Source organism: Phenylobacterium soli (genome assembly GCF_003254475.1).
GTDB classification, from domain to species: domain Bacteria; phylum Pseudomonadota; class Alphaproteobacteria; order Caulobacterales; family Caulobacteraceae; genus Phenylobacterium; species Phenylobacterium soli.
The window spans coordinates 715,345-735,094 of sequence record NZ_QFYQ01000001.1 but is presented as its reverse complement, the minus strand read 5'-3'; the positions used below and the strand labels follow the sequence as shown (position 1 = coordinate 735,094).

General features: G+C 70.5%; 26 protein-coding genes. 10 read left to right on the top strand and 16 right to left on the bottom strand.

All coding sequences use genetic code 11. The features are described 5' to 3' along the window. Positions 1-7: 7 nt before the first annotated feature. A complete protein-coding gene (gene thpR / locus DJ017_RS03790) occupies positions 8-541 on the bottom strand; it encodes an RNA 2',3'-cyclic phosphodiesterase (RefSeq protein ID WP_111527461.1) in 534 nt (177 codons plus the stop codon). A 139-nt stretch (positions 542-680) separates the two neighbouring features. Between thpR and DJ017_RS03785 the strand changes: the two genes are divergently transcribed. Further along, a complete protein-coding gene (locus tag DJ017_RS03785) occupies positions 681-1,430 on the top strand; it encodes a Bax inhibitor-1/YccA family protein (protein WP_111527460.1) in 750 nt (249 codons plus the stop codon). Between the two features lie 63 nt (positions 1,431-1,493). On the opposite strand, the gene DJ017_RS20010 is transcribed toward DJ017_RS03785, so the two are convergent. The 10 genes from DJ017_RS20010 to acnA all read right to left on the bottom strand — a co-directional run bounded on the left by DJ017_RS20010 (position 1,494) and on the right by acnA (position 10,770). After that, positions 1,494-2,345: a hypothetical protein gene (locus DJ017_RS20010; RefSeq protein WP_133255379.1), complete on the bottom strand. Its 852-nt coding sequence runs from the start codon at positions 2,343-2,345 to the stop codon at positions 1,494-1,496. 23 nt (positions 2,346-2,368) lie between these two features. Next, on the bottom strand, positions 2,369-2,827 hold the full coding sequence (locus DJ017_RS03775; RefSeq protein WP_111527459.1) for a putative periplasmic lipoprotein: 459 nt from the start codon (positions 2,825-2,827) through the stop codon (positions 2,369-2,371). Then, on the bottom strand, positions 2,824-3,999 hold the full coding sequence (locus DJ017_RS03770) for a hypothetical protein (RefSeq protein ID WP_111527458.1): 1,176 nt from the start codon (positions 3,997-3,999) through the stop codon (positions 2,824-2,826). Before DJ017_RS03770 ends, DJ017_RS03775 begins: the two co-directional genes overlap by 4 nt. A 10-nt stretch (positions 4,000-4,009) precedes the next feature. Beyond that, complete coding sequence (locus DJ017_RS03765; protein ID WP_227000004.1) at positions 4,010-4,648, bottom strand: penicillin-binding protein activator LpoB; 639 nt, start codon at positions 4,646-4,648, stop codon at positions 4,010-4,012. A gap of 86 nt (positions 4,649-4,734) precedes the next feature. After that, the gene (locus DJ017_RS03760) at positions 4,735-5,250 is read right to left on the bottom strand and encodes a hypothetical protein (protein WP_111527456.1); all 516 of its coding nucleotides are present in this window, start codon (positions 5,248-5,250) and stop codon (positions 4,735-4,737) included. 178 nt (positions 5,251-5,428) lie between these two features. Beyond that, positions 5,429-5,839, bottom strand: a complete 411-nt coding sequence (locus DJ017_RS03755) for a hypothetical protein (protein WP_111527455.1) — start codon at positions 5,837-5,839, stop codon at positions 5,429-5,431. Then, complete coding sequence (locus DJ017_RS03750; RefSeq protein WP_111527454.1) at positions 5,836-6,465, bottom strand: DUF5671 domain-containing protein; 630 nt, start codon at positions 6,463-6,465, stop codon at positions 5,836-5,838. The genes DJ017_RS03755 and DJ017_RS03750 overlap by 4 nt, the downstream gene beginning before the upstream one ends. Before the next feature lie 55 nt (positions 6,466-6,520). Then, complete coding sequence (locus tag DJ017_RS03745) at positions 6,521-6,877, bottom strand: DUF2794 domain-containing protein (RefSeq protein ID WP_111527453.1); 357 nt, start codon at positions 6,875-6,877, stop codon at positions 6,521-6,523. 403 nt (positions 6,878-7,280) lie between these two features. Continuing rightward, complete coding sequence (locus tag DJ017_RS03740) at positions 7,281-7,979, bottom strand: DUF1223 domain-containing protein (RefSeq protein WP_111527452.1); 699 nt, start codon at positions 7,977-7,979, stop codon at positions 7,281-7,283. 103 nt (positions 7,980-8,082) lie between these two features. After that, on the bottom strand, positions 8,083-10,770 hold the full coding sequence (acnA, locus tag DJ017_RS03735) for an aconitate hydratase AcnA (RefSeq protein ID WP_111527451.1): 2,688 nt from the start codon (positions 10,768-10,770) through the stop codon (positions 8,083-8,085). Positions 10,771-10,941: 171 nt separating this feature from the next. On the opposite strand from acnA, the gene ccmA reads away from it, so the two are divergent. The 8 genes from ccmA (at position 10,942) to DJ017_RS03695 (ending at position 14,941) form a co-directional block, all read left to right on the top strand. Further along, positions 10,942-11,544 carry a heme ABC exporter ATP-binding protein CcmA gene (ccmA, locus tag DJ017_RS03730; RefSeq protein WP_111527450.1) on the top strand — a complete coding sequence of 201 codons (603 nt, stop codon included), beginning with the start codon at positions 10,942-10,944 and terminating at the stop codon, positions 11,542-11,544. Continuing rightward, on the top strand, positions 11,541-12,206 hold the full coding sequence (ccmB, locus tag DJ017_RS03725) for a heme exporter protein CcmB (protein ID WP_111527449.1): 666 nt from the start codon (positions 11,541-11,543) through the stop codon (positions 12,204-12,206). The genes ccmA and ccmB overlap by 4 nt, the downstream gene beginning before the upstream one ends. Positions 12,207-12,276: 70 nt before the next feature. Beyond that, positions 12,277-12,846, top strand: coding sequence for a Spy/CpxP family protein refolding chaperone (locus DJ017_RS03720; protein ID WP_111527448.1), 570 nt, complete (start codon positions 12,277-12,279; stop codon positions 12,844-12,846). 116 nt (positions 12,847-12,962) lie between these two features. Next, positions 12,963-13,691, top strand: coding sequence for a heme ABC transporter permease CcmC (ccmC, locus tag DJ017_RS03715; protein WP_111527447.1), 729 nt, complete (start codon positions 12,963-12,965; stop codon positions 13,689-13,691). 4 nt (positions 13,692-13,695) lie between these two features. After that, the gene (gene ccmD / locus DJ017_RS03710; protein WP_111527446.1) at positions 13,696-13,827 is read left to right on the top strand and encodes a heme exporter protein CcmD; all 132 of its coding nucleotides are present in this window, start codon (positions 13,696-13,698) and stop codon (positions 13,825-13,827) included. Continuing rightward, positions 13,824-14,348, top strand: coding sequence for a DsbE family thiol:disulfide interchange protein (locus DJ017_RS03705; protein WP_111527445.1), 525 nt, complete (start codon positions 13,824-13,826; stop codon positions 14,346-14,348). The genes ccmD and DJ017_RS03705 overlap by 4 nt, the downstream gene beginning before the upstream one ends. 51 nt (positions 14,349-14,399) lie before the next feature. Then, positions 14,400-14,663: a hypothetical protein gene (locus DJ017_RS03700; RefSeq protein WP_111527444.1), complete on the top strand. Its 264-nt coding sequence runs from the start codon at positions 14,400-14,402 to the stop codon at positions 14,661-14,663. Between the two features lie 74 nt (positions 14,664-14,737). Next, the gene (locus tag DJ017_RS03695) at positions 14,738-14,941 is read left to right on the top strand and encodes a hypothetical protein (protein ID WP_111527443.1); all 204 of its coding nucleotides are present in this window, start codon (positions 14,738-14,740) and stop codon (positions 14,939-14,941) included. Between the two features lie 4 nt (positions 14,942-14,945). Here the strand turns inward: DJ017_RS03695 and DJ017_RS03690 are convergent, their stop codons facing one another. Both DJ017_RS03690 and ftsY read right to left on the bottom strand, forming a co-directional pair. After that, on the bottom strand, positions 14,946-15,527 hold the full coding sequence (locus tag DJ017_RS03690) for an inner membrane-spanning protein YciB (RefSeq protein ID WP_111527442.1): 582 nt from the start codon (positions 15,525-15,527) through the stop codon (positions 14,946-14,948). Then, complete coding sequence (gene ftsY, locus DJ017_RS03685) at positions 15,524-16,468, bottom strand: signal recognition particle-docking protein FtsY (protein ID WP_111527441.1); 945 nt, start codon at positions 16,466-16,468, stop codon at positions 15,524-15,526. Before ftsY ends, DJ017_RS03690 begins: the two co-directional genes overlap by 4 nt. Positions 16,469-16,584: 116 nt before the next feature. Between ftsY and DJ017_RS03680 the strand changes: the two genes are divergently transcribed. Then, entirely contained in the window at positions 16,585-17,211 is a 627-nt protein-coding gene (locus DJ017_RS03680; RefSeq protein WP_111529952.1) for a trimeric intracellular cation channel family protein, read from the top strand. Here DJ017_RS03680 and DJ017_RS03675 read toward each other — a convergent pair. Genes DJ017_RS03675 through dapF form a run of 3 tightly spaced genes read right to left on the bottom strand, consistent with a single transcriptional unit; the run spans position 17,208 to position 19,728 of the window. Continuing rightward, positions 17,208-17,645, bottom strand: coding sequence for a GFA family protein (locus tag DJ017_RS03675; protein WP_111527440.1), 438 nt, complete (start codon positions 17,643-17,645; stop codon positions 17,208-17,210). The genes DJ017_RS03680 and DJ017_RS03675 overlap by 4 nt on opposite strands. Then, positions 17,642-18,910, bottom strand: a complete 1,269-nt coding sequence (gene mtaB, locus DJ017_RS03670; RefSeq protein ID WP_227000003.1) for a tRNA (N(6)-L-threonylcarbamoyladenosine(37)-C(2))-methylthiotransferase MtaB — start codon at positions 18,908-18,910, stop codon at positions 17,642-17,644. The genes DJ017_RS03675 and mtaB overlap by 4 nt, the downstream gene beginning before the upstream one ends. Further along, on the bottom strand, positions 18,907-19,728 hold the full coding sequence (gene dapF, locus DJ017_RS03665) for a diaminopimelate epimerase (RefSeq protein ID WP_165830518.1): 822 nt from the start codon (positions 19,726-19,728) through the stop codon (positions 18,907-18,909). The genes mtaB and dapF overlap by 4 nt, the downstream gene beginning before the upstream one ends. Between the last annotated feature and the right edge of the window lie 22 nt (positions 19,729-19,750).

Genomic DNA, 19,750 nt, shown 5'->3' with positions numbered 1-19,750 from the left:
CAGCGCGCTACAGCCCGTATTCCGCCTCCAGCCGGTAGACCGCGCCCTCCTTGGTCTGGTGGCTGGAGAACAGGGCGAAGCTGTCCACACGGATCGGCGGCGACTTCAGGAGGTTGTTGGCCTGGACCCACTGGGCGACCTCGCCGGGGTCGGGCTGGCGCAGGTAGGCGAGGGTCACGTGCGGGTGGTAGCGGCGGCTCTCGGGCTTGAGGCCGGCGCGGCGGGCGGCGGTCTCGCAGGCCTTGGCGAGCCGGTTGAGCGCCGGGTTCTCGGCGACACCCGCCCAGATCACGTGGATGTCGCGGCCCTCGCCGAAGGCGCCGGCGCCGCTGAGCTCGATGTCGAAGGGCTCGGCGCTGAGCTGCGACAGCTCGGCGTCGAGGTCGCGGGCGAGGTTCTCGGGCATGTCGCCGAAGAACCGCAGGGTGATGTGCAGGCTCTCGGCCGGACGCCAGCGCGCGGCGTCGACGCCGGTCTGGCGGCGGGCGAGGCCCGCGGCGATCTCCGGCGGCAGGGGAAGGGCTGCGAACAGGCGGATCATGGCCCTTGTCTAACCCCCTTCCGTCCTCGGCAGAAGGTTAACAACCCTTTACTTTATAGGGCCTTGCTTCCGCCTTGGTGGGACCCGATATTTCGGTCGCGTCCGGTCTTGGGCGTTTGAATCAAGGGCTAAGCCTCAAATGAGCGACTTCAACCGCGGCTACGCGCGCACGATCCCGGCGGATCGCGCCGACATGTCGGTTGACGCGGGTCTCCGCAGCTTCATGCTCGGCGTCTACAACAAGATGGCGCTGGGCCTCCTGCTCTCCGCAGTCCTGGCCTGGCTGACCGCCGACTTCGCGCCGGTCCAGCAACTGCTCTACGTGGTCAGCCCCGAAGGCCGCCTGGTCGGCTTCACGGGCCTGGGCACGATCATCCGCTTCCTGCCGCTGGCGGTGCTGATCGGGGCCATGTTCATGCGCAACCCGAGCCCGCGCTCGGCCAGCATCGTCTACTGGTCGGTGGTCTCCGCGATCGGCGCCGGACTCGGCGTCTGGCTGCTGGCCTACACCGGCTCGTCGGTGGCGCTGACCTTCCTGATCACCGCCTCGGCCTTCGGTGCGCTGAGCCTGTTCGGCTACACCACCAAGAAGGACCTGACCGGCTTCGGCAGCTTCCTGATCATGGGCCTGTGGGGCCTGGTGATCGCCTCGCTGGTCGGCATGTTCTGGCACCCGGCGGGCTTCAGCTTCATCATCAGCCTGCTGGGCGTGCTGATCTTCTCGGGCCTCGTCGCCTACGACACCCAGCGCCTGAAGATGACCTACTACGCCCTCGGCGGGGACACCGCCGGCCTCGGCGTGGCCACCAGCTACGGCGCGCTGAACCTCTACCTGAACTTCATCAACCTCTTCCAATTCCTGCTGCAGTTCATGGGCAACCGCCGCTGACCGCAGCCGAAGAGACGAGATCGAGGGCCCCGGCGGGCGACCGCCGGGGCCTTTTCGTTGGGCTCAGCGCAGGCGGCCCATGACGTCGTAGGCGACCTGGGCGCCGATCAGTTCAGGGGTCGCGCGGCTCGATGCGGCGCGCCGCTCGAAGCCGTCCCGCCCGGCCACCAGGCGCGAGGCGCCGCGCGGCGGATCGCCGGTGGTGGCGAAGCTCGCCTTCAGGGTCGAGGTCGGCAGGTGGGTGACCCGAACGGTGAAGCGCACGCCGGTCGGCGAGGACGCGTCGTCGTCGGGCAGGATCTCGACCAGATATTGCACGCCCTTCTGCAGGGCGAGGGTCTCCAGGTGCTGGATGTCGAGCCGGTCGTCCTTGCCGCGCGCGGCCGAGACGCTTCGGATCAGCGCCTCGCGGCTCATCACCCGCGCGTCGGCGCCGATGAAGGCGTTCATCACCGAGCTTTCCACCGCCTTTGTGAAGAGCCCGTCGCGGAAGCCGTAGCGGCCGTCGTTGGCGCGCTGCTGATAGGTGCGGGTCTCCGCCACCACGGCCGCGCGGGAGGCCTCGCCGGCCACCGCCAGGCGATGGCCGCCGGCGACCACCGCGCCGCGCTCGGCGACGCCGGCGGCGGCCGAGGCGGTCACCGTGTCGTACTGGCTGGCCGAATCCTCGATCAGCTGGCGATTGAAGAAGACGAGGATGCTTGGCCGGCCGGCCCGCCGGCTCCAGGCCGAGAAGGCCGCCGCCACCGCGTGGTTGCCGGCGTCCGGGTCGGCCACGGCCGGGGCGGCGTTCACCGCCGGCATGTCCGGGCGATAGCCGGCCACGGCGGGCGTCTCCTCCCGGTACTGGGCGGCGGCCGGAGCCGCGCAGGCCGCGAGCGCCACGGCGGCCAGGAGGCGGGACTTCAGGGACATGAGACGGCTCCCGTTGCGGCGGCCTATTGGGCGCCGCGGATCTCGACGTAGTACTGGGTGGACGGCAGGCGCGCGGAGACCTGCTCGAAGGTGACCATGGCCTGCGGCTGGACGAAGAGGCGGGTCCAGGACTGCGCCGCGTCGGTGGGCACGCCGGCGGCGTCGAACCAGGAGGCGCGCGCCTCGATCGGGATCGCCACGTCGGTCTTGTTGCGGATCTGCACCGTGACCTTCCGGAACCCGGTCGGCGTCGTGGACAGGTAGACCCCCTCCACGTCCAACACGCTCTTCACCTCGTGGCGGGCGCCGGCGTAGCGGGCGAGGCCGGCGTCGATCACGCGCACCGAGTTGAGCGCCGGGTGGATGTCGTTCTGCTGGTCGATGCGCACTCCGCCCTCGGGGGCCTCGGGGGTGGCGCAGGCGGCGAGCGAGAGGAGGACGGCGCCTGCGGCGGCGGCTCGGAAGAGGCGGGTCTTGGTCATGGGGGGCTCGCTTTCGGTGGCTGGTGGGCGCGCACGAGGCAGAGGCTGGACCTGCCCTGCGTGTCGCATTGGATGGGCTGGTCCTCGCCCGCGACCGGGACGCCGTCCTTGAGGAAGCGGACGCTCATCTGCGGCGGCGGCTTGCCGCCCGTCGCCAGAGTGAGGACGTGGACGGTGTCGGGCAGCGACGACCAGGTGCGGGTGTCGGCCTGCGGCTTGGCGCTGGAGGAGACGAGCAGCAGCACCCCGGCGACGCCTCCGGCGATAGCCACCGCGTCGTTGGCTCCGGTGAAGTTGGAGACCACCACGCTGCCGTCGGCGATGAAGGAGCCGACCTGGCCGGTGTTCTGCTTCATCTGCGCCTTGCCCTGCAGGATGCGGTCGATCTGGCGCCCGCCCCGGGTCGAGGCCTGGAAGAAGATGTCTTCCATCGGATAGGCGCGCTGGGCGCCCGAGGGGCGCACCACCTCGGCCTGGTTCTCGGCGATGTTCTTGCCGCGCCGGTAGACGAAGTAGGCGTGGTCGGCGCCGTCGCCGAGCTTGCGCGGCGCGAAGCCGGTCTCGACCAACACCAGGGTGTCGTCCTTGGGCGCGATGCCCGGGAAGTCCGGCCGCAGCTTGGCGAGGATCGCCAGCGCCTGGTCGCGAAGGTCCTCGTCGTGGTTGAGGTGCGAGGCCCAGGCCTCGAGGAAGACGAGCAGGGCGAAGTCGGTGCGGTACTGCTGCTCCTCGGCGAAGGCGTCCTGCATCTGGCCCTGGCGGAAGGCCGCCCGGGCGTTCTCGTAGTCCCCGTCGTGGAGATAGAGCAGGCCCCGGTAGAGGAACGCCATGGCGCGCTCGTAGGGCTCGCCTTTGAAGTCCTTCGAGCCCTCGTCGTACCAGAGCTTGCGCGCCTTGGCGGCGTTGGGATCGTCGGCGAACACCGAGCCGATGCGGGCGAGGGCGTCGTCCAGGGCGACCTTGGCCTTCGGATAGTCCGAGCGCCACAGGGCCCGGGCGCCGATCTCCATCTCGTTGAGGACCCGATTGCGCTCGCCCTCCACCGGCAACCGCTGCTCGAAAGCCTCCGGACCGGCGTCGTAGGGCACGGGCGCGGGCGGCGGCGGGGCGGCCGCGCGCGCCGCCGCCGGCGCGAGGACCGCCGCGGCGATCAGGCAGGCGAGGCGGCGCACCGGCCTGGCCTCACCGGTAGACGACGTCGTCGCGGTTCTCCTTCTTGAACTCGTAGAGGTTCGACCAGACGATGGCGCCGTATTCCAGGTCGATGAGTTCGAAGGTGTACTGCGAGAAGCGCGAGGCCGTGCCCGTCCGCGGATCGAGGGCGTCGCGCGTGCCGATGCGGCCGACCAGCCGGTAGTCGGCGCCGGCCTGGGCGCGGGTGCGTCCCGTCGTACCGACATCGACCTTGCCGCTGTCCTTCAGGTCGCGCTCGAGCTCGACCATCTCGGCGTACTCGCGGCCGATGAACATGACGCGGCCGCCGGCGGCGCGGTTGAGGTTCACCCGGATGCGGTCGGTGATCAGCGACTTGTCGATGATCTCGGAGCTCTCGTTCCGGAAGTACTTGGAATCGATGATCACCCGCGGCGGCTTGGCCGCGTTCATCAGCTGCGGGACGGTCAGCAGGTCGCGCATCATGGCGTCGGCCATGGAGACGATGTCCTGAGATTCCGTGCCGATGCCCTTCACCGCGTCGGGCGAGGCCGTGTCCTTGTAGACGGTGGCCGAGGCGCCGGGCTTCAGCTTCTCGCGCGCCTCGGCGGTTCCGGCGAGGGCGGCGGCGGCCAGCACGACGGCGGCCAGGTTCACGGCTTTACACACGAGCGATGTCCTTCAGGCGATGGCCCTGAGCGGGAGAAGGGCCCGCGCGTCGGCGGGCCCTGGTGCGGCCACAGAGGCCGGGCGACCTACTTCACCGGCGCCGAGACGACGGCCGTGAGATAGACGTCCTTCATTTCCGGGTAGATGGACTCGGTGGCCTCGAGGATCTTCGGGTACTCGGGCGCGGTCGAGTACTTGGCGTACATGAACCGGCTCATGTCCTCGAGCGAGTTGAACGACAGGTCGGAGCTCGACTTCAGGAACTCCTCGCCGCCGATCGCCTTCAGCGCGATCGACCGGCCCATGGACTCGCCCGCCTTCTTGCCGAGGAAGCCGCCGATGAACGGCACCTGCTCCATGGCCTTCTGGCCGGCGTAGTTGCCGGCCATGCCGCCGATGGCGGTGGAGGCGCGGACCTGCATCGACTTGGTCACCCAGGCCGCGGTCACCCCGTCGGAGGTGAACGGGCTCATGTACTTGCCGCCGGTGCCTTCGATCGGCGCCGGCGCGGCCATCTTGGCCGGATCCGGCATCTTGGGCGCGCCCCAGGCGCAGAGCATCAGCGCGCCGGCGACGAGCGCCGGCAGATAGGCCTTCTTCATCTCAACTTCCCCCACAACCCCAATGAGGAGCTTTCCCCAGACGCCCGGCCGCGGCCGCGCGTGCTCCACCCTTTCGGCTAACACAGTGATTTCAGGGGCCGCTTCCCCCAGATAGGGTATGCGCGGGGCAGGGATCGCAGGATTTGCGCAGGCCGGAAGTGGGCCGGCGACCGCGTTTCTAGGGCGAGGGCGCGCCTGCGGTCTCGTCGAAACAGACCAGGCCCGGCGCATGGGCCCAGCGGATCTCCACGTCGTCGCGCGAGGACGCGGCGAAGACGGCGCACAGCCGATAGGTGGCCGCACCGGTGGTCTGGTAGCGGTAGGGCTGGCCGGTTTCCGGGTCGCGCAGGGTGGCGGCGGGGAAGTCGCCCGACTGGGCGGCAAGGACGTCCAGGCTCGGCGGCAGGGCGCGATGCCGGCGGTGGTAGGCGTCGACGGCTCCGGCGATGCGGCTCAGCGCCTCCGCGCGATCGGCGTCGAGGCGTCGCGAGCGCTCCTGGCCCGGTCCGCCCATGACCATGACGCCGGCGGCGATGGCCGCGGCCACCAGGGCGCCGGAGGCGGCGAGAAAGACGACGTGCGCCCTCACGCGGCTTCGTCCTTGCGGATGTCGGCGAGGAAGTAGCCGAAGGTCCCGCCGGCGATGACCGCCACGGTGGCCACCTTCAGCAGGAAGCGCGCGCCGAGCTCGCCGCCGAGCACGTTGTAGACCAGGGCCGAGACGTCGCCGATCAGAGCCGCGGCGGCGATGAACAGGGTGAGCCAGGTCAGCCACTTGCGCGGCCGGCTCTCGCGCTTGGTGGGGTCGCGGTCGATGGCCGCGTGGACGTGACGCAGGAGGAAGGCGAACAGCGGGAAGGCGACCACCAGGGCCGCGATGTTGCGCCGCACGCCGTCCATCAGCACGGCGTGGAAGACCCGCCGCGCGGGGTCAGGGACCGCGAGGTCGATGAAGCGGAAGACCAGCGCGCCGAGGTTCCAGGCGCTGGCGTAGAGCGCGGTGAACATCAGGGCGTAGACGAACACCTCCTGCGCCGAGAGATAGGGCCTGGGCCGCGGCACCGGCAGGGGAAAGTCGGTCTCGGCGAAGGCGGCGAGCGCGGCGTTGACGTCCGCCGGGCTCCAGCCTGCGTCATGCAGCGCCCCCGAGATCCGCTCGCGCGGCAGGCCCTGTTCGAGGGCGCGTCGGGTGAAGTCGAGAAGCTCGAGGTTCATCGCAGCTCCAGGGACGCCCGCGGGGGCGGGCCTGGCATTGATCTGGATCGGAGGGCTAGTCGACCACCTTGAAGCGGCCCTTGTCGAAGAACCGCAGCACCTGTTCGAGCTCGTGGCCGCGGCGCAGGATCAGGCCGCCGCGCCCGACCACCGCCCAGGCGCCCTGGCGCTTGGCGAGCGCCGGGCGCTTCTCGATGCGGTAGAGCGGCGCCTCGGAGGCGCGCTCGAACACGGAGAAGACGGCGGCCTCAGAGAGCCCGTCGATACCGTAGTCGCGCCACTCGCCGGCGGCGACCATGCGGCCATAGAGGTTGAGGAGCCGGTTGAGCTCTCGGCGGTCGAAGAACACCCGCGTCGGGCCGGACGAGGGGCCGGGACGCGGCGTGGACTGCTGAGGCGGATCGAATGCCATCTGGAAAGAGCCTGACTCGAATCTGTCACCGACGCCAGAGGGCGGCGCCAGAGGGCCTACGCGCCACCTGGCGGAGAGTTGCCGGTCTGAGACGCACAGCCCCGCCACGCCGCGAAATGACCTTATTTCGGTCCAGCCCGCGCCTGATGCGCCCACCAGATTGTACTCGTCGGTTGATCGGTGCTGTCGGTCCTGGATCCTGAACAGCCCCCCCAGCCCCCCTGGATCGGTAGGCCGGTCGACCGACGCTAGATTTCTCCTCCCCCAGCGCGAGCCCGCGCGGTCCCTCTCCAGGCCGCGCGGGCTTTCTCTTTTCCGCCCGTCGCGAGAGAGCCGTGATGGCGCGCAGCGGAGAGGCGCAAAGGGGTCGCGGTCTTCGCGTTCCGCGAAACCGGGATGAGGGTCAGTTCTTGGCCTGGGCGACGCCGAGGATGCGGCCGCCCTTGGCGGCCTGGACGATGACCACGGTCTTGAGGCCCTCGTCGGTGCGCTTGGGCAGGCGGAAGGCGACCGGGCGCCCCTTCCAGGCGCCGAGGCGTTTCACCTCGCGCACGACGTTCTTCTGGACGATGGTCTGGCCCTTGTTGTCGCCGCTCTTGACGGCGACGTCCTGCTCGCGCGGGTCGTAGCGGACGAGCCAGACCTCGGCGCCGCCCTTGGGCGGACGACCGGATCCCACGTCGACGCGCCGGCCGGCGGCGATGAAGCGGATGTCGGGCGGATTGTGGCCGGCCTTGGCGGCCTCCTTCACCAGGCGCTCGACCTTCTCGGTCTTGGCGCCCGAGGCCTGGACCCGGCCGTCGACCACGACCTGGGGCGTATAGGGCTCGTGCAGGGAGAGCTTGGCCACATAGGCCTTCTGGCGCTCGGCGAACTCGGGCTTGGCGAAGGTGTCGGCCCAGCCGAGGTAGTCCCAGTAGTCCACCGGGAAGGTGAGGACGAGGACGCCCTTCTGCTCGGCCAGCTTGGCCGCATAGGCGTTCGCATCGCCGCAGGCGCCGCAGCCCTGGGCGGTGTAGAGCTCGACCACCACCGGCGTCTTCGCGGCGGCGGCCGCAGGAAGGGCGAGCAGGATCAGACCAAGAAGCGCGGCTTTCCGCATTGCGGCGCACTTAACCGGAGTTCCGGCCCCGAGGATGTCAACAAGGCGTGAGTAGAAGCGGGCGGCCTGCGGATTCGCAAGCCGCCCGCCCCTGAGGTCAGGCTTAGCCCTGCCGCGCGAGGTTGCGCAGCACGTAGTTCAGGACGCCGCCGTTCTTGAAGTATTCGAGCTCGGTGGGCGTATCGATGCGGCAGCGCACCGGGAAGCGGGCGATGCGGCCGTCGGTGGCCCGGTAGAGCTCGACGATCAGCTGCTTGCGCGGCGACAGGTCGGTGAGGCCGCGGATAGAGACGATCTCCTCGCCGGTCAGGCCGAGCTTGTGCCAGCCTTCCTGGATGAACTGCAGCGGCAGCACGCCCATGCCGACGAGGTTCGAGCGGTGGATGCGCTCGAAGCTCTCGGCGATGACCGCGCGGACGCCCAGCAGCTTGGTGCCCTTGGCCGCCCAGTCGCGCGACGACCCGGTGCCGTATTCCTTGCCGGCGAACACCACCAGCGGACGGCCCTCGCCCTGGTAGCGCATGGCCGCGTCGTAGATCGACATGACCTCGCCCGAGGGGAAGTGCTTGGTCACCCCGCCCTCGATGTCGGGGGTGATGCGGTTGCGGATCCGGATGTTGGCGAAGGTGCCGCGCATCATGATCTCGTGGTTGCCGCGACGCGCGCCGTAGGAGTTGAACTCCGACTGCGGCACCTGGCGCTCACGCAGGTAGACCCCGGCCGGCGAGGTCGCCTTGATCGAGCCGGCGGGCGAGATGTGGTCGGTGGTGATCGAGTCGCCGAAGACGCCCAGAACGCGCGCCTCGATGACGTCCTTCACCGCCTCCGGCTCCATGCCCATGCCCTGGAAGTAGGGCGGGTTCTGCACGTAGGTGGAGCCCATGTCCCAGGAATAGGTCTGGCCGCCGGCGACCTTGATGCCTTGCCAGTTCTTGTCGCCCTTGAAGACGTCGCCGTAGCGGCTGGCGAACATCTTGCCGGTGACGTGCTTGCGCTGAAGGGCGGTGACCTCCTCGGTCGTCGGCCAGATGTCCTTCAGATAGACCGGCTTGCCGTCCTTGCCCTCGCCGATCGGATCCTTGTCGAGGTCGACCAGCATGGAGCCGGCGAGCGCGTAGGCCACCACCAGCGGCGGCGAGGCCAGGTAGTTGGCGCGCACGTCCGGGTTCACGCGGCCTTCGAAGTTGCGGTTGCCCGAGAGCACCGAGACGGCCACCAGGTCGTTCTTGTTGATCGCCTCGGAGATCGGCTCCGGCAGCGGGCCGGAATTGCCGATGCAGGTGGTGCAGCCGTAGCCCACCAGGTTGAAGCCGAGCGCGTCGAGCGACTTCGTCAGGCCGGCGGCCTTCAGGTAGTCGGTGACCACCTGCGAGCCGGGCGCCAGCGAGGTCTTCACCCACGGCTTCACCTTCAGGCCCTTCTCGACCGCCTTCTTGGCCACGAGGCCGGCGGCGATCAGCACCGAAGGGTTGGAGGTGTTGGTGCAGGAGGTGATGGCGGCGATCACCACGTCGCCGTTGCCGATGTCGAAGTTCTCGCCGTCGACGCCGACGCGCTTGTTGATCTCGTCGGCCTTGTTGAACTCACCGGCCATGGCGGCCTTGAATTCGCTGGACGCGTCGGAGAGCAGCACCCGGTCCTGCGGACGCTTCGGGCCGGCCATGGACGGCAGCACCGAGGCGAGGTCGAGCTCGAGGGTGTCGGTGAAGATGGGGTCCGGATCGGACGGGTCGTGCCACAGGCCCTGGGCCTTGGCGTAGGCCTCGACGAGCTCGACGCGGGCCGGGTCGCGGTTGGTGGCCTTGAGGTAGTCGATGGTCGCGTGGCTGACCGGGAAGAAGCCGCAGGTGGCGCCGTATTCCGGGGCCATGTTGGCGATGGTCGCCTGGTCTTCCAGGGTCAGGTTGGCGAGGCCCGGGCCGTAGAACTCCACGAACTTGCCGACCACACCCTTCTTGCGGAGCATCTGGGTGACGGTCAGCACCAGGTCGGTGGCCGTGGCGCCGTCGGGCAGCTTGCCGTCGAGGCGGAAGCCGATGACTTCCGGGATCAGCATCGGGATCGGCTGGCCGAGCATGGCGGCCTCGGCCTCGATGCCGCCGACGCCCCAGCCGAGGACCGACAGGCCGTTGATCATGGTGGTGTGGCTGTCGGTGCCGACGACGGTGTCCGGATAGGCCACTTCCTGGCCCTCGTCCGAGTTCGTCCAGACAGTCTGGGCCAGGTACTCGAGGTTAACCTGGTGGCAGATGCCGGTGCCGGGCGGCACGACGCGGAAGTTGTTGAAGGCCGAGGAGCCCCAGCGCAGGAAGCGGTAGCGCTCCATGTTGCGCTCGTACTCGCGCTCGACGTTCTCGCCGAAGGCCTTGGCGGTGCCGAAGTAGTCGACCATCACCGAGTGGTCGATGACCAGGTCCACCGGGTTCAGCGGGTTGATCTTCTCCGGATTGGCGCCGAGGTTGACCATGGCGTCGCGCATGGCGGCGAGGTCGACGACGGCCGGGACGCCGGTGAAGTCCTGCATCAGCACGCGCGCCGGGCGGAAGCTGATCTCGTGCTCGACCGAGCCCCTGTTCTCGAGCCAGGCGGCGACCGCCTTGAGGTCGTCGGCGCTCACGGAGTCGCCGTCCTCGTTGCGGAGCAGGTTCTCCAGAAGGACCTTCATCGAGTTCGGAAGGCGCGAGACGCCCGAAAGTCCGGCTTCCTCGGCCGCGCGAAGGCTGTAGTAAGCATAGGTCTTGTCACCCACCACGAGTTCGCGGCGGGTTTTCAGGCTGTCCACTGACGCCATGTGAGGGATCCTTCTCCTGTTCCCGGCCGCTCCGAATTCGCTTCAGGGATCGCGCGCTTTTAGAGGCGGACGCACAGGTTCCGTCTCCGCGCGGCGTACGTCCCCCAAGGCGACGGCGGCCGGGCGCTTCATAGGCCAGACCGGCGCCAAGGTCCATGCGCGGGGTCCCCATTGATTCACGCGCTCAGGATCGAAGCCCTCGCGGTGCGCCGGGGCGGCCGTCTGCTGTTCGAAAACCTGGCCCTGGAGCTCGGGCCCGGCGAGGCGTGCGCGCTCATCGGACCGAACGGATCGGGCAAGACCAGCCTGCTGCGCGCGGTGGCGGGCCTGGTGCGTCCGGAGGCCGGCGAGATCGTCTTCGACGGCGCCGAGGCCGACACCGCCCGCGGCGAGGGCCTGCACTTCATCAGCCACCAGGACGGGCTCAAGCCCGCCCGCACCGCCTGGGAGGAGCTGCGCTTCTGGAGCGCCTGGTGCGGCGCCGACGAGGCCCACGCCCGGGCCGCGGCCGAGGCGCTGGAGCTCGTTCCCCTGCTCGACCTCGAGGTCCGCCGCCTGTCCGCCGGCCAGCGGCGGCGCCTCGCGCTCGCCCGCCTGCTGGCCGCGCCCCGGCCGCTGTGGCTGCTGGACGAGCCGCTCAGCCCGCTCGACGCGCGCTGGCGCGGCCGCTTCGGCGAGATCATGGCCGATCACCTGGGCCGCGGCGGCCTTATCCTGGCCGCCGTGCACGATCCCCTGCCCGGCGCCACCAAGACCCTGGAGATCCCGTCGTGAGTTCGCTGGGGACCCTGCTGCGGCGCGAGACGGCGCTGGCCTGGGGCCGCGGCGGCGGACCGCTGGTCACGGTGGGCTTCTACGCCGGGGTCGCCACCCTGCTGCCGCTGGCCATCGGCCCGGACAGCCAGAAGCTCGCCGCCGTCGCCACCGGTGCGGCCTGGGTGGCTCTGGCGCTCGCCTCGCTGCTGTCGCTCGAGCGCCTCTTCGAGCGCGACTACGAGGACGGGGCGCTGGACCTCCTGACCCTGTCGACGACGCCCCTGGAGCTGACCTGCGCGGTCAAATGCCTGGGCCAGTGGCTGGCCACCGGCGCGCCCCTGGCGCTGGCCGCGCCGATCGCGGCGATCAGCCTCGGGGCCGACGTCCGCCTGGCGCCGATGATCTTCCTCTGCGCCCTGGCCGGCGGCCTCGCTTTCGCCTTCCTCGGCGGCATCGGGGCGGCCCTGAGCCTCGGCGCCCGGCGCGGCGGGCTGCTGACCGCGGTGATCGTCCTGCCGCTGTTCGTGCCGCCGGTGATCTTCGGCGGCGGGGCGCTCGCCGCCTATGCGGGCGGCCTGCCCTGGCAGGGCGGCATGGCGCTGCTGGGGGCCTATGCCGCCGCCGCCGTGGCCGTGGGCCCCCTGGCCATGGCCGGGGCCTGCCGCAACGCCCTCTCCTGAGTTGTCGCAGATCAACGACGGAACCCCGATTGGGGCGCGTGTAAGGGCAGGGGTGTAAGAAGGACTGCCCATGAAACTGACCAGCATCGCTCTCGCCGCCGCGCTCAGCCTGACCGCCGGCGCGAGCCTCGCCCAGCCGGCCCCGGCGCCGGCTCCGGGCGCCCACCAGCACATGATGATGCGCGAGCACATGGACCCGGCCCAGATGGCCGAGCGCCACGCCCAGCATCTGCGCGACGCCCTGCAGCTGCGGCCCGACCAGGAGCCGGCGCTCAAGGCCCTGATCGCCGCCATGCAGCCGCCGCCCGGCGCCATGGACAGGATGCGCGGCGAACACGAGGCCATGGGCAAGCTCACCACGCCCCAGCGCCTCGACCGCATGCAGGCGATGATGGCCGAGCACCAGTCGCGCTTCGCCCAGCACGCCGACGCCATCAAGCGCTTCTACGCCCAGCTCAGCCCGACCCAGCAGAAGGCGTTCGACGCCATGCCGATGATGGGTCACGGCATGATGGGCGGCCACGGCATGATGGGTGAGGGCATGAAGGGCCACGGCATGAAGGACCACGAAATGGGCCACCGGATGCACGGCGCCATGCCGGGCGCACCCGGCGCTCCGCCCGCCCCGCTGGCCCACTGACGCGACCAGGGCTCGAAGGCGTCCGTGACCGAACGGACGCCTGCAGCCCCACCGGCCCGCCGCGCCTGATCGCGGGCGCGCTTGCCGCAGGGCGCGGCGGGGGCTAATCGGCGGACATGATCCCGGCCCCCGCCTTCCTGGCCAATCCGGAGCGGTTCATGGCGTTCTCGCGCTGGGCCGCGCCGATGTTCGGCGTCATCGCCGCCGTGCTGGCGGCCGCCGGCCTGTGGCTCGGCTTCACCGCCCCCGCCGACTACCAGCAGGGCATGACGGTCCAGATCATGTTCATCCACGTGCCGGCGGCCTGGATGAGCATGTTCGTCTATCTCTGCCTCGGCGTCGCCAGCCTGCTGGCGCTGGTGTTCCGCCATGTGCTGGCGGACGCCGCCGCCCAGGCCGCGGCGCCCCTCGGCGCGGGCTTCACCCTCCTGGCCCTCGTCACCGGCTCGCTGTGGGGCCGGCCGATGTGGGGCGCCTGGTGGGTGTGGGACGCGCGCCTCACCTCCGTGCTGGTGCTGTTCCTGCTCTACGTCGCCTACATCGCCCTGCGCGCCTCCATCGACGACGAGGCCAAGGCCGGGCGGGCCGCGGCGATCCTGGCGCTGGTCGGCGCGATCAACCTGCCGATCATCCATTTCTCGGTGAACTGGTGGAACACCCTTCACCAGGGCGCATCCGTGTTCCGGCTCGGCGGCCCGACGCTCGCCACGGTCTACCTCTGGCCGCTGCTGCTGATGGGCCTGGCCTACATGTCGGCGTTCGGCGCGCTGTGGCTGGTCAGAATCCGCGGCGAGGTCTGGCGACGGCGCGCCGAGGCGGCCGCCCTGCGCGCCGCGAGAGCTTGAGCCCATGAAAGACTATTCCGCCTACATCTGGCCGGCCTATGGCGTGACCATCCTGATGTTCGCCGGCCTGATCTGGACCTCGCTCGCCCACGCACGGCGCTGGCGGAAGAAGGCGCAGGAGCGGGGCGTCAAATGAGCCGCTGGCTGACGTTCCTGCCGCTCGTCGTGCTCCTCGGCCTCGGCGTCCTCTTCGCCACCTTCGGCCTGCACCACAATCCGCAGGTCCAGCCCAAGGCCATGGTCGGCAAGCCGGTCCCTGACCTCGCCCTGCCCTCGCTGGACGACGGGACGCCGGTGAAGCTGCGCGAGATCGCCGGCGGCAAGCCGGTCATCGTCAACTTCTTCGCCTCCTGGTGCGCGCCCTGCGAGATCGAGGCGCCGGTGTTGATGCAGATGAAGGCCCAAGGCGTCCGCATGGTCGGGATCGCCTACAAGGACGCGCCGGCCAACACCCAGGGCTTCCTGAACCGGCTGGGCGACCCCTTCGCCCAGCGGCTCGTCGACCGCGACGGCGCCGCCGGCATCGAGTTCGGCGTCACCGGCGTGCCGGAGACCTATCTCGTCGGCGCCGACGGCGTGATCCTCGACAAGCACACCGGTCCGCTCGAGGCGGCGGACGCCAAGGCGTTGGCCGCGCGGATGTTAACCTCTCGTTGAGCCGCGCGCCGGCAAGCTCGCGTTAACCATGTTCTCGCCTGAGCCCCGCCCGTGACCTCGCCCGTCCGACCGCCGATCTTCCCGCCCAGCCAGGCGGCGCAGGCGCCCCGCGCCGAGGCCGGCCGCACCGCCGCCCAGAAGGCGTTCTTCGACATCGCCATGGGCAAGGCCACCGCGCCCGCCCAGGCCCCCGCGGCGGCCCCGACGGCGAGCGCACCGGCCGCGCCGAAACCGATTCAGAAGACGCCCGATCCGACCGCCGAGGCCCCGACCAGGATCCTGCGGCCCGGCTCGCTCCTCGACATTCGGGTCTGACACCAACCGTAAGCTGTGGTGAAAATTAACTTTTCCTAACAGGAACGGGCCGCGCGGGAACGTGTTTCCCCTGCATGACCGGACGGGATCAGAAGGTATATGAGGAGGCCGCCGCCCTGTGGCGCGAGGTCTTCGGCGAGCCGCCGCCGATCCGCGCAGACGGCGCCACCCTGCTCGACGTGGTCATGAAGGCCCTGCCCGAGAAGGGCTACGAGCGCATGACCTCCCCGTGGCTGCGGTCCTCGCAGATCCATGGCGGCCGCGGCCTGAACTCCTGAGGCCCTACTCCGTGGGTGGGGGCGGCATGTCCTCGGCGCGGATGTACTTGGCCAGGAACGGCGCCTGGGTGACCGAGAAGATCACCGTCAGGATGAGCAGGCCGGGAAAGCGGAACAGCACCCAGGTCGAGTCGCTCTGTGTCCGCCAGACCGCCTCGTTGGCGATCGCCAGGAACAGGAAGAACAGGCCGTAGCGCAGGGTGAGCTTGCGCCAGGCGTCCTCGGGCATGTCGAAGGTCTCGCCCAGCAGCAGCTTCAGCGGGTGCTTGCGCAGGGCCAGGCCGGCGAACAGCACCACCGCGAAGACGAGGTTCATCACCGTCGGCTTGATCTTCAGGAGCCGCGGGTCGTGGAAGAACAGCGACAGGCCGCCGAACACCAGGGCCGCGCCGCCGGCGATGGCCGGGAACGGCGCGACGCGGCGCTCGACGATTGCGCCGACCAGCAGAGCCACGGCCGAGCCGCCCACCAGCCACCAGGTCGCCTGGGGCAGGTTGCGGCCGGTGGCGAAGAACGCGACCAGGAAGACGACCAGGGCCGAGTAGTCGACGAAGTAGCGGATCCAGTCCCGCGTCCGCTGGTTCATTGCGGGACCTCCGAGAGGCCGACGACCGAGCGGGCGAAGGCGCGCGGGTCGAAGGGCTGCAGGTCGTCGATCCCCTCGCCGACGCCGATCAGCTTGATGGGGCTGTCCGAGGCCTGGGCGACCGGCACCAGGACCCCGCCGCGGGCGGTGCCGTCGAGCTTGGTCATGACGATGCCGCTGACGCCGATCTGGTTGCCGAAGATGTTCTCCTGGGCGAGGGCGTTGCGGCCGACGGTGGCGTCGAGCACGAGCAGGGTCTCGTGCGGGGCGTCGGGATCGAGGCGCTTGATGACCCGGATGATCTTCAGCAGCTCGTCCATCAGGCCCTGCTTGTTCTGCAGGCGGCCGGCGGTGTCGATCAGCACGACGTCGTAGCCCTGGGCCTTGGCCTTCTCGACGGAGTCGAAGGCGAGGGCCGCGGCGTCAGAGCCCGTGGGCCGGCTCTCGAAGTCGGCCTTGGCGCGGTCGGCCCACACCTTGAGCTGCTCGACCGCGGCGGCGCGGAAGGTGTCGCCGGCGACGATCATCACCTTGGCTCCGCGGCTCGTCAGGTCGGCGGCGATCTTGCCAAGCGTGGTGGTCTTGCCCGAGCCGTTCACGCCGATGAAGAGGACGATGTAGGGCCGCGGGCCCGACAGCGGGTCGAACGCGCCGACGCGGGCGGCCAGCTCGTCGCCGATCGCCTCCGCCAGCGCCTCCTTGATCTCGGCCTCGTCGACGTCCTTGCCGAACTTCTCGGCGGCGAAGCGCTCGGTGATGCGCGCCGCGGAGTGGGGCCCGAGGTCGGCCTCGATCAGCATCTCCTCGAGCTCCTCGAGCCGGGCCTGATCGAGCGGCGCCTTCTGGACGAAGGTCTGGGTGATCTGCTCGCCCATCGCCTTGGAGGTGCGGGAAAGACCCGCCGTGAGGCGCTGGAACCAGCCCTTTTTCGGTTCGCTCATGTGCCGGCTTCTAAAGCGACAGCCGGCAAAAGTGGACACCAGTTTTGCGTCCGGCGGCGCGCGGAGGCCCAAACCGCCGCTTGCCGCGGTCCACGCGTCACCGCAGGTTGGCGACCATGGACGCGCTGGCGCAGGCTCTGATCCTCCTGGACTACGCGGCCGTGGCGGTGTTCGGCGCCTCCGGCGCCCTGGCCGCCGCGCGCCGCAAGCACGACATCGTCACCTTCGCCTTCTTCGCGGCGATCACCGGCGTCGGTGGCGGCACGCTGCGCGACCTGCTGATCGGGGCGCCGGTGTTCTGGGTCCACCGGCCAGCCTATCTGGCGGTCACCCTGGCCGCGGCGGTGGCGGTCTGGATATTCGGCTGGGGCCAGGGCCGCGAGCGGTTCCTCACCTGGCTCGATGCGGTGGGTATGGCCGCCTACGCGGTGGTGGGCGCGCTGAAGGCGCTGTCGCTCGGAGCGCCGCCGCTTTCGGCCATCGTCATGGGGGTGCTGACCTCGACCTTCGGCGGCATCATCCGCGACGTCCTGGGCGAGGAGCCGTCGGTGCTCCTGAAGCGCGAGCTCTACGTCACCGCGGCCCTGGTCGGCGCCAGCGCCTTCGTCGGCCTCAACATGCTCGGCGTCGGCCTCATGGCCTCGGGCTTGGCGGCCGTGGCCCTGGGGTTCGCGACCCGGGCCGGCGCCATCCTCTTCCACTGGAGCCTGCCGGCGTTCCCCGGGCGGGCGCCGCCGCCCTAGGCCTCGTCCGGCTGCTGGCGCGAGACCACTCCGGCGAAGGTCTCCGCCGCGCCGAGGCCGGTCTTCAGGTTCGTCCAGGCCGGCAGCTCGCCGAGGTGATCCACGTAGGACAGCTTCTCCGGGAACAGCAGCTGGGTGACCGGAGGCGCCGCCTCCGGATCGTCGAGGGCGCCGATCATCACCCCGACATTGCCCTTGGACTCGAAGGTCAGCGGGGTCCCGCACCTGGCGCAGAAGCCGCGCTTCACCGCCTCCGAGCTCTGGAAATGGGCCGGCGGTCCGTTGGTCCAGACGAGCTCGAAGGCGTCGACATAGGGGCCGAAGAAGTTGCCCGTCGCCTTCTGGCACATCCGGCAATGGCAGATGCTGGCCGCCCCCAGACGTTCCGCCGTGAACCGCACCGCGCCGCACTGGCACCCGCCGCTGAAGCTCATTCCGCCGCCTCCAAGGCCTCGACATGGGCGATCGCCCGCTGGCCGTCATGGCCGGTGACGCGCAGGCGCACGATCGCGCCCGGCTGGCCGGCGCCTTCGAACGCGATCTCGGTGAAGTCTTCAGCGCGGGCCACGGCCGCCCGCTCCACGAGGGCGGAAAGCCTGCGACCGACCTGGGCGTCCAGGTGGCGGACGAGGGCGGCCTCGCCGGCGGCGCGCAGGCGGGCGGCCCGCGCCTTCACCACATCCCGCCGCAGCTGCGGCATGCGGGCCGCCGGCGTGCCGGGCCGCGGACTGAAGGGGAAGACGTGGAGGAAGGACAGGCCCGCCTCCTCGACCAGCCTCAGCGTGTTTTCGAACATCGCCTCGCTCTCGGTCGGGAAGCCGGCGATCAGGTCGGCGCCAAAGGCGACGTCGGGACGCACGGCGCGCACCTCGGCCACCAGCTTCAGCGCGTCGGCGCGCAGGTGGCGGCGCTTCATGCGCTTGAGGATCATGTCGTCCCCGGCCTGCAGGCTGAGATGCAGGTAGGGCATCAGCCGCGGCTCCTCGGCCAGGCAGCGCAGCAGATCGGGGTCGATCTCGGCGGCGTCGATGGAGGAGAGGCGCAGGCGCGGCAGCTCGGGCACGAGCTTCAGGATCCGCGCGACGAGTTGGCCGAGGCTCGGCTGGCCGGGCAGGTCGGCGCCCCAGCTCGTCACGTCGACGCCGGTCAGCACCACCTCCTGGTAGCCCTGGGCGGCCAGGCGACGGACCTGCTCGACGATCTCGCCGGCCGCCGCCGAGCGCGAGTTCCCGCGGCCGTAGGGGATGATGCAGAAGGTGCAGCGATGGTCGCAGCCGTTCTGGACCTCGACATAGGCGCGCGCGCGGTCCTTCAGCCCGTCGATCAGGTGGCCGGCGGTCTCGCGCACGCTCATGATGTCGTTGACCCGCACCCGCATGGGTTCGGCCGACGGCGCATAGGCGCCCGCCTCGCTCTTTTCGGCGTTGCCGAGCACGAGGTCGACCTCGGGCATGGCGGCGAAGGCGGTCGGGTCGATCTGGGCCGCGCAGCCGGTGACGATCAGCTTGGCGCCGGGCCGCTCGCGGCGGGCCTTGCGGATCGCCTGGCGCGCCTGGCGAACCGCCTCGTTCGTCACCGCGCAGGTGTTGAAGACCACCGCGTCGGCCAGGCCGTCCTCGGCCGCCCGCTTGCGGATGACCTCGCTCTCATAGGCGTTCAGCCGGCAGCCGAAGGTGACGATGTCGACATCCTTGGTCACGGCAGCTCGCCCGCGAAGTCGACGGCCGCCGGGCCGGTCATGATCACGTGGTTGTCGTCGCGCCACTCGATGAACAGCTCGCCGCCGTCCAGCTCGAGGGTGGCGGCGCGGTCGACGAGATCGCGGCGCGCGGCGGCCACCAGGGCCGCGCAGGCGCCGGTGCCGCAGGCCCTGGTCAGGCCCGCCCCGCGCTCCCACACCCGAAGGCGGATATGGCCGCGGTCGACCATCTGGGCGAAGCCGACGTTGACGTGCTCGGGGAACAGCGGGTGGCGCTCGATCGCCGGCCCGGCCTGAAGGATCGGCGCCTCGGCGATGTCGGTGACGAAGAAGGTGACGTGCGGATTGCCCATCGACACGCATCCGGGAGGCGCGCCGAGCTGGGGGTGTTCGTAGAGCACCACGTCGAGGGCGCGCGTGTCGTGCTCGGCGGCGAGCGGGATCTCGCGCCAGGCGAGGCGCGGCTCGCCCATGTCGACGCTGACCAGCCGCTCGCCCGCCTTTTTGGCGTAGAGCTTGCCGGCCTGGGTCTCGACGACCACCTCGTCCTTGCCGGTGGACTGCATCAGGAGCCAGCCGACGCAGCGGGTGCCGTTGCCGCAGGCGCCGACCTCCTCGCCGTCGGCGTTCCAGAAGCGCACGCGCGCGTCGACGCCGGGCGCCGGCTCGATGGCGATGAGCTGGTCGCAGCCGACGCCGCTCGTGCGATCGGCGATGGCGCGCACCTCCGCGGCCGTCGGCTGGAACGGCTGGGTGCGGGCCTCGACGACGACGAAGTCGTTGCCGAGCCCGTTCATCTTCAAGAACGGACGGCTCATGGTCGCGGACATATAGGCGAGA